The sequence below is a fragment of the Pseudomonas sp. CFBP 8772 genome, assembly GCF_014841665.1.
GTDB classification, from domain to species: Bacteria; Pseudomonadota; Gammaproteobacteria; order Pseudomonadales; family Pseudomonadaceae; genus Aquipseudomonas; species Aquipseudomonas graminis_B.
Map to the genome: position 1 here is coordinate 1 of NZ_JACYUI010000027.1, position 7,868 is coordinate 7,868.

Here is a 7,868-nt window from a genome sequence, read left to right on the forward strand (position 1 = left end):
CAATCTGCACAAAGACAGCAGATTGCGGTGTGTGAAGACGCATGAAGACGAAAGTTTGCGTACACACAAGCGGTACCTTGATCACATACCCGATTTGCTGAAGCGTTCCCAGGAACGAGTCAGTACCCGAATTTCTTGACGACCATAGAGCGTTGGAACCACCTGATCCCATCCCGAACTCAGCAGTGAAACGATGCATCGCCGATGGTAGTGTGGGGTTTCCCCATGTGAGAGTAGGTCATCGTCAAGATTAAATTCCAGAACCCCATTTGCGAAAGCAGATGGGGTTTTGTTTTTGCGCGCGATAAAAGAATAGAGCAAAAAAAACCACCCCGTAGGGTGGTCTCCATTTCCAACGCTGATCAGTCACCACGATAGACGCAACCGCTAGTACAGGTTTCGTGAATCCGTATAGCGGACAACTCTGGCAGCAGCGGCTTAAGCTCTTTCCAAATCCACTTCACCAGCACTTCACTGGTCGGATTTTCGAGGCCGGGGATGTCATTCAGGTAGTTATGGTCCAGGCGCTCGTACAGAGGCTTGAAGATTGTCTTGATCTCGGAGAAATCGCGAATCCAGCCGGTATGCGGATCCGGTTCGCCCTGCAGATAGATCGCTACACGGAACGAGTGACCGTGCAGACGTCCGCACTTGTGTCCGTCCGGCACGTGAGGGAGCCGGTGAGCGGACTCGAACGTAAATTCTTTAAAAATTTCCACGGTGATATAAGCCTTGAGAAGTGGCGATCGCCTGTGCGATAAATGCAAGCTGCGAGTTTATCAGCAATGGTTTGGCGAGTGACAGGCTGAACCTGACCACGTGGTTAAACCAGAGGCTCCAGCCGTTCGGCGAGACGGCCCGTGTCTACGAGCTCCAGAAACTCATCCCCCAGCCGCTGGCTGCTTTCCATTGCAGTGCGCCAGTACCGTTGCCGATCTGCATCCCTCCCGACGAACCGTTTGAAATCGCTTCTATCAGGCAGCTTGCGGTAGGGCAGCGTAGCCAGGTACGCGTGTGAGGGAGCCAGCAGCACCACGTCTTGAAGCCGAGTCTGGTCGCCTCTGCGCCATGGCAGTGCCTTGTCAAACCAACCCGGAATGATTTTGTCGGTGAAGTGCGGATACAGCACAATGTCACTTCCGCTGTACGGAAGGTCCAGATGGTAGTCGAGCAGGCCGCCGTCGCGGAACATCCCTGCGCCGACACCGGGTATCTCTCCAACGCCCTCCATGACCATCGGAATGGAGCCAGACGCCAGCAATGCCTGGCGCAGGTTCAGAGTGTCCAGCGGCAAGCAACACGATGGGAAGTCAGTCAATGGCAGCAGGGGAGGGACGAGGCGTGGGTCGTGCATGACCAGTCGTTCGAAATGTCGCGACAGGCGTGCGCGCCCGATCAGGTTATCAGCGACGACAGCCCCTAGCCCCAGGCTTAACCCTGCGCGATGATCCCGGGCAAGCAAGCCACGGCTTCTGACGATCATCACGTTGAGACGGTAATGAGCATTCGCCAGAACGTGTGCATCATTCGCCTGCAAAAGCGCATCAAGCATCGTCACGCAGCTTCGGGTGACCTGTGCCATCGTCACGCCTTTGGCGAAACTCTGCTCGTTGTACAGGTGGCCAAGTCGCCGGATACCTGCAACCGGGTCCGGCAGGCAGGCGCTAGCAAATCGCCACGAACCGATAGAGGCGCCAATCAACGATCGCTCCCGTTGAGCCCGGGGCAGCCATTCACCGAACAGCGCCAGATCCAGGCCCTGAATGCCCAATGCTTTCGGACCACCCGCGGCGCCAGGGATGATGCCGACATCTATCGGCGATAGGCCTTGCTCCCTGATCCGCGTCATCGCACGCCTGCCGGCCTTGATAGTCAATGCCGGGTATTTGATGTGAATGTTGCTCATGGCCCCTCCGGGTTGGACAGGGGCGAAGTATATCGTGGGTCCCGCTTTCATCCACTGGAGGCTCGACGGGTAGTGGCACGTAGCCAGATAAATTCAGCTTCAATTAAGTTCGCCCGTTTATGGTGGGTTCCGTAAACAACCAGACCCCTACGGAGATCCACCATGAAAATCCTGACTGCCTTTATCGCTGCCACTGCACTCACTGTCACAGCCGGTTATGTCCAGGCCCGGGATTTAGGTCCTGATGAGGCGCTGAAACTGCGCGATGCAGGTACTATTCAGTCCTTTGAAAAACTCAACGCTGTCGCCTTGGCCAAGCACCCTAAATCCACCATTACTGATACCGAGCTGGAACAGGAATATGGCAAGTACGTTTACCAGATCGAACTGCGCGATGCGCAAGGTGTGGAGTGGGACGTTGAAGTGGACGCCGTCAGCGGGCAGATTCTCAAAGATCACCAGGACGCCTGATGATCGCCAGTAAGCGTCCCGCCAAGCGTTTCGTTTACTGTCTGGTGGCCGTATGTGCGGTCACCTCGAGCCTGGAGTGCCTGGCTCGGGACCTGAATCAGGACGAGGTGCTTGAGCTGCGAAGGAAAGGCGTGATTCTGCCGCTTGAGCAGTTCATTGATCAGGCATTGGGGCGTTACCCCGGCTCTAAGTTGCTTGAGGCCGAACTTGAGGAAAAACACGGCGTGTTGGTGTATGAGATTGAGCTTCTCACTGCCGATCATGTGGTGCGCGAGCTGAAATTCGATGCCGGTGACAGCCGCCTGTTGCAAGACAAGGAAGACGATTGATGCGTTTGTTATTGGTTGAGGACCACGTTCCTTTGGCGGACGAGCTCATCAGTACGCTGGGCCGGCAAGGCTACGCGATCGACTGGCTGACCGACGGCCGCGACGCCATTCATCAAGGTGCCACCGAGCCCTACGACCTGATCGTGCTTGACCTCAGTCTGCCGGGGGTTCCGGGGCTTGAGGTCCTGCAGAAATGGCGCTCCGGCGGGCTGTCCACGCCTGTCCTCATTCTGACCGCGCGGGCCTCTTGGGCCGAGCGTATCGAGGGCCTCAAGGCCGGCGCCGACGACTACCTGACCAAACCCTTCCATCCCGAGGAACTGCAGTTGCGCATCCAGGCGCTGCTTCGCCGTGTCCGAGGTCTGGCCAACCAACCGAAACTCGAAGCCGCAGGCCTGCACCTGGACGAGGGGCGCCAGTGCGTCAGTCGCGGTGAGGAGGACATTCAACTGACGGCGGCGGAATTTCGCCTGCTCCGTTATTTCATGCTGCACCCCGGGCAGATACTCTCCAAGAGCCACTTGGCAGAGCACCTTTATGATGGGGAGAACGAACGGGACTCGAACGTCATCGAGGTCCATGTCAATCATTTGCGTCGCAAGCTTGGCCGCGCCGTTGTCGAGACGCGGCGTGGGCAGGGCTATCGTTTTGCCGGGACGGGCGAGTGAGGTCCATTCAGCGACGGCTGAGTCTGGGCCTGATCAGCGTGCTGTTGATTGTCGGGTTGGTCTTGGCGCAGATCAGCCTGTGGCTGTTTGAAGTGGGCTTGCAGCGATACCTCGAGTCTGGCCTGCGCAATGAAAGCGAACTGCTGCTGGTGGCACTGGTTCGCGGTCCGGACGGCTTGCAGCTTGACGAGCATCGGCTGTCGCCCGGCTACCAACGACCTTATTCCGGCCATTATTTCCGGATTGATTTCGACCAGGGCCATTGGCGGTCGCGCTCGTTGTGGGATCTGGAGTTGCCGCATCCCGGGCAGCCCGGACTGCATGCCGATCTTGCCCTGGAAAAGACCGATCAATCGCTGTTGTTGCTGCACACCGATTACCGCAAGTTCGGCCAGACCATCTCCATCACCGTCGCTCAGGACTACACGCCGGTGCGGGACAGTTTCGCGCTGGTCCAGCGTATCGGTCTCGGGTTGGGTTTGATGGCTCTGGTTTTGATTCTTGTGTTGCAACGCGTCACCGTTCGCCGCGCCCTGCGCCCGCTGGAAAGGGCCAGAGAACAGATTTTCCAGTTGCAACAAGGGCAGCGCTCGCAGCTCGATGAGCGAGTGCCGGTGGAGCTTGAGCCGCTGGTCGCGCAGATCAATCATCTGCTGGCCCATACCGAGGATAGTCTCAAACGTTCTCGCAATGCCCTTGGCAACCTGGGCCACGCGCTGAAGACGCCGCTCGCGGTCCTGATGAGCCTGGCCGAAGGCGACAAGCTGGCCGGCCACCCGCATGTGCGCGACACCCTGCGCGATCAATTGCAGCACATTCAGCAGCGTCTTGAGCGTGAGCTTAATCGTGCGCGGTTGTCAGGCGATGCCTTGCCGGGCGCGCGATTTGATTGCGCTGCGGAGATTCCCGGGCTGTTCTCCACCTTGCGGATGATTCATGGCGAGCACCTTGAGCTCAGCAGTGAAATCGGTGCGGGTCTGTTTCTGCCGTGGGACCGTGAGGACATCCTCGAATTGCTCGGCAACATCATGGACAACGCCTGCAAGTGGGCCGACAGCCAGGTCAGCTTGACCATTGCCAAGCACGCTGACGGCTACTGCCTGCTGATCGACGACGATGGCCCGGGCATCCCCGTGGAGCATCGCGATGACGTCATCGGCCGTGGCAATCGCCTGGACGAGCAAGTGACCGGCCACGGTCTGGGACTCGGCATCGTCAAGGACATCGTCGAGGCGTGGGGCGGGCGCATTCAGTTGCTGGACAGCCCCATGGGCGGGTTGCAAGTGCGCATCGATTTGCCCGAGCGAATCAGCCCGCAACTGCCGGGGAGCGAAAGCGCACGTCAATCTTCATGACCTCAACTTTTTGCGCGCCGGGCCGTTAACCGTAAAGGAACCCCAACGGCTCAACGCACAAAAACAAAGGGTCATGACTGCTATGCGGCTAAATCTCAAAGCCAAAGTACTTTCGCTCGCGGTGCTCCCGGTATTGGTGTTCGCACTGATCATCAGCGCCAGCACCGTCATCATGTTGCGTGAACAGGGCAAGCGCGAAGTCGAGGAAACCCGCCAGCACCTGCTCGCGGAGGCCAAAGCCACGTTACAAAGTTACGTGGCTGTCGCGCTGGGCACCATCAAACCGCTGTATGACGCCTCGGCCCCGGGTGACATGGAGGCCCGCGCGCAAGTCATCAAAATGCTCTCTCAGGTCAACTACGCCAAGGACGGATACTTCTTCGGTTACGATTCTCAGGCGGTGCGGCTGTTCAAGGGCAATAGTCCGGACGGCATCGGCAAGAGCTTCAAAGACGCCCGCGATCCGAACGGTGTTTTCGTCAATGCTGGTCTCGTTGACGTCGCGAAAGCAGGTACTCATTACCTGGAATATTCCTCGGCGCTGCCCGGTTCGAGCGAACTGGTGCCCAAACTGGGGTATACCGAATACCTGCCGAAGTGGGACATGGCGTTCGGGTCGTCGATCAACCTGGACAACATCGATGCCAAAGTCATGGAGCTGCAGAAGAATGTCGCCGAGCGCCGGCAGAGCATGCTTGTCAGCATCATCGGCATCACGCTGCTGGTACTGGTGATCATCGCGGCGGCGGGTTTCTGGATCGCGGGCGGTATCCTGCGGCCCCTGCGCCTGATGAAAGCCAACCTCGATGACATCGCCGCCGGTGAGGGTGATCTGACCCGGCGTCTGGCGGTGACCTCCCAGGACGAACTTGGCGATCTGGCGGGTTCGTTCAACCGCTTCGTCGACAAGATTCACGGGCTGGTCCGGCAGATCGCCGAAATGACCTCTCAATTGACCGGGCTTGTGGGTGAAGTGACCGATCAGGCGCAGCGTTCCGAGCAGGCCATGGAGCGTCAGCGTCACGAGACCGATCAGGTGGCTACGGCGATTAATCAGATGTCGGCCGCGGCCCAGGAAGTCGCGAAGAGCGCGCAGGGTGCCTCGGTGGCTGCGCAGCAAACCGATGCCGAGGGTCAGGCCGCCAAGCGAGTGGTCGACGGCAGCATTCAGCAGATTCACGCGTTGGTGAACGACATCCGCGACAGCGGTACGTCACTGGACAGCCTGCAGAATGACGTGTCGTCCATCGTCGGCGTGCTCGGGGTGATTCGTTCCATCGCCGATCAGACCAATCTCCTGGCGCTCAACGCCGCGATCGAAGCCGCGCGTGCCGGGGAAGCGGGTCGCGGGTTCGCAGTGGTAGCGGATGAGGTGCGTGCGTTGGCCAGCCGCACGCAGCAAAGCACTCAGGAAATTCAAGGCATGATCGACCGTTTGCAGCAGGGCACCCACGGCGCGGTGCAGGCCATGAAACGTTCGAGCGAGGCGGGCGACGGGACTTCCGCTCGCGCCAACGAAGCCGGCGCGTCGCTGGACACCATCGGTCAACTGATCGGCACTATCAACGCGATGAACGCGCAGATTGCCAGCGCTGCAGAAGAGCAGACGGCCGTGGCGGAAGAGATCAATCGCAGCGTCCACCAGATCGCCGTGGCGGTCGAAAGCGTGGCCGATGAAACCCGCCACAGCGCCTCCACGTCACGTAACCTCACGGCGCTTAACCAACGACTCGGCCAGTTGGTTCGGCAGTTCAGAATCTAAACGGGGCGGCGGGCCTCGCTCGGGGCCCGCTGTCAGCGCTTCCTCCACTGACCGTGCACTTCAGGCGCGGCACTCCTGCGGCGATTGACTGACTAAGCATCAGGCCGTGTGCTTGGCGCGGTGTAATGACATGGAAGAAACATGAACGAAACCGCGCTGCAAAAGAAAACCCTCCTGCTGTTATTGATACTGGTCACCATCGCGTTTATCTGGATTCTGCTGCCGTTCTACGGCGCGGTGTTCTGGGCGGTGATCCTCGGGATCATCTTCGCGCCGCTGCAACGCCGTCTGTTGGCCCGCTTCGGCTGGCAGCGCAACCTGACGTCCCTTTGTACGCTGATGATCTGTCTGGTCATCGCGATTCTGCCGGTCATCGTCATTGCGGCGTTGATGGTTCAGGAGGGGGCGACGCTCTACAAGAATGTGGAAAGTGGTCAGCTCGACATCGCCAAGTACCTGGCTGAATTCAAAGTGCTGCTGCCGCCTTATGTGCAGCATTGGCTTGATCGTCTGGGCATGGGAGATTTCAACGGGCTGCGCGACAAGATTGCCAAAAGCGCGATGCAGGGCAGCAATTACCTGGCGACCCAGGCGTTCAGCTTCGGGCAGGGTACGTTCGATTTCGTGGTCAGTTTTTTCATCATGCTCTACCTGCTGTTCTTTTTCCTGCGTGACGGACAGGACCTTACCCGCAAGATCCGCATCGCGATTCCGTTGGCCGAGCCTCAGAAACGCCGATTGCAGTTGAAATTCACGCGTGTTGTGCGTGCAACGGTGAAGGGCAATATTGTCGTGGCCGTGACGCAAGGCGCGTTGGGCGGGTTTATTTTCTGGGCACTGGATATCCCGAGCGCTTTGCTGTGGGCGGTGATGATGGCGTTTCTGTCGCTGCTGCCGGCGGTGGGGGCGGGGATTGTCTGGGCGCCGGTTGCGCTGTATTTCCTGCTCAGCGGGATGATCTGGCAGGGTGTGGTGTTGGGGCTGTTTGGGGTGTTTGTGATCGGGCTGGTGGATAACGTGTTGCGTCCGATCCTGGTGGGCAAGGATACGCGGATGCCCGATTATCTGATTCTGATTTCGACGCTGGGCGGTATGGCGGTGTTCGGGCTGAACGGGTTCGTGATCGGGCCGATGGTGGCGGCGTTGTTTATGTCGACGTGGGCGTTGTTTACCGGCGACAAGAAAACCGTTCGATTGCCTGGTTAGCGTGTGTTTTAAGATCAAGATCTAAAGCGTCTGCCTAAGGGCAGACTGTTTCGCCTTCGGCGAGTTACTTGGAAAAGTCGAAAGTCGCACCATCCCCAAGTAACCAAGGGTGCTTGCTCCTGGTTGGGCCCGACTTCGTCGGGTTCCTTCACTCCGGTCTCGCTCCGTGGG

General features: G+C 58.9%; 8 protein-coding genes and 1 rRNA gene. 7 read left to right on the top strand and 2 right to left on the bottom strand.

The annotated features are described in order from the left end of the window. The first annotated feature begins 134 nt into the window (after positions 1–134). Positions 135–250, top strand: a 5S ribosomal RNA gene (rrf, locus tag IFT99_RS25920). 112 nt (positions 251–362) lie between these two features. Here rrf and queD read toward each other — a convergent pair. After that, on the bottom strand, positions 363–719 hold the full coding sequence (gene queD / locus IFT99_RS25925) for a 6-carboxytetrahydropterin synthase QueD (RefSeq protein WP_074893670.1): 357 nt from the start codon (positions 717–719) through the stop codon (positions 363–365). Between the two features lie 104 nt (positions 720–823). Beyond that, positions 824–1,906, bottom strand: coding sequence for a patatin-like phospholipase family protein (locus tag IFT99_RS25930; RefSeq protein ID WP_192136159.1), 1,083 nt, complete (start codon positions 1,904–1,906; stop codon positions 824–826). 162 nt (positions 1,907–2,068) lie between these two features. Between IFT99_RS25930 and IFT99_RS25935 the strand changes: the two genes are divergently transcribed. From IFT99_RS25935 to IFT99_RS25960, 6 genes are all read left to right on the top strand, one after another. Continuing rightward, positions 2,069–2,377 carry a PepSY domain-containing protein gene (locus tag IFT99_RS25935; protein WP_065989102.1) on the top strand — a complete coding sequence of 103 codons (309 nt, stop codon included), beginning with the start codon at positions 2,069–2,071 and terminating at the stop codon, positions 2,375–2,377. Then, positions 2,377–2,706, top strand: a complete 330-nt coding sequence (locus IFT99_RS25940; protein ID WP_065989104.1) for a PepSY domain-containing protein — start codon at positions 2,377–2,379, stop codon at positions 2,704–2,706. Before IFT99_RS25935 ends, IFT99_RS25940 begins: the two co-directional genes overlap by 1 nt. After that, positions 2,706–3,374, top strand: a complete 669-nt coding sequence (locus tag IFT99_RS25945) for a response regulator transcription factor (RefSeq protein ID WP_192136161.1) — start codon at positions 2,706–2,708, stop codon at positions 3,372–3,374. Before IFT99_RS25940 ends, IFT99_RS25945 begins: the two co-directional genes overlap by 1 nt. Then, on the top strand, positions 3,371–4,729 hold the full coding sequence (locus IFT99_RS25950) for an ATP-binding protein (RefSeq protein ID WP_192136163.1): 1,359 nt from the start codon (positions 3,371–3,373) through the stop codon (positions 4,727–4,729). The genes IFT99_RS25945 and IFT99_RS25950 overlap by 4 nt, the downstream gene beginning before the upstream one ends. 82 nt (positions 4,730–4,811) lie before the next feature. After that, complete coding sequence (locus IFT99_RS25955) at positions 4,812–6,491, top strand: methyl-accepting chemotaxis protein (protein ID WP_192136165.1); 1,680 nt, start codon at positions 4,812–4,814, stop codon at positions 6,489–6,491. Between the two features lie 141 nt (positions 6,492–6,632). After that, positions 6,633–7,697: an AI-2E family transporter gene (locus tag IFT99_RS25960; RefSeq protein ID WP_192136167.1), complete on the top strand. Its 1,065-nt coding sequence runs from the start codon at positions 6,633–6,635 to the stop codon at positions 7,695–7,697. Positions 7,698–7,868: the final 171 nt, after the last annotated feature.

Excerpts from the sequence above, each read along its gene's own strand:
- IFT99_RS25930 (WP_192136159.1), bottom strand. The coding sequence starts at position 1,906 with ATGAGCAACATTCACATCAAATACCCGGCATTGACTATCAAGGCCGGC.
- IFT99_RS25935 (WP_065989102.1), top strand. The coding sequence starts at position 2,069 with ATGAAAATCCTGACTGCCTTTATCGCTGCCACTGCACTCACTGTCACA.
- IFT99_RS25940 (WP_065989104.1), top strand. The coding sequence starts at position 2,377 with ATGATCGCCAGTAAGCGTCCCGCCAAGCGTTTCGTTTACTGTCTGGTG.
- IFT99_RS25945 (WP_192136161.1), top strand. The coding sequence starts at position 2,706 with ATGCGTTTGTTATTGGTTGAGGACCACGTTCCTTTGGCGGACGAGCTC.
- IFT99_RS25955 (WP_192136165.1), top strand. The coding sequence starts at position 4,812 with ATGCGGCTAAATCTCAAAGCCAAAGTACTTTCGCTCGCGGTGCTCCCG.
- IFT99_RS25960 (WP_192136167.1), top strand. The coding sequence starts at position 6,633 with ATGAACGAAACCGCGCTGCAAAAGAAAACCCTCCTGCTGTTATTGATA.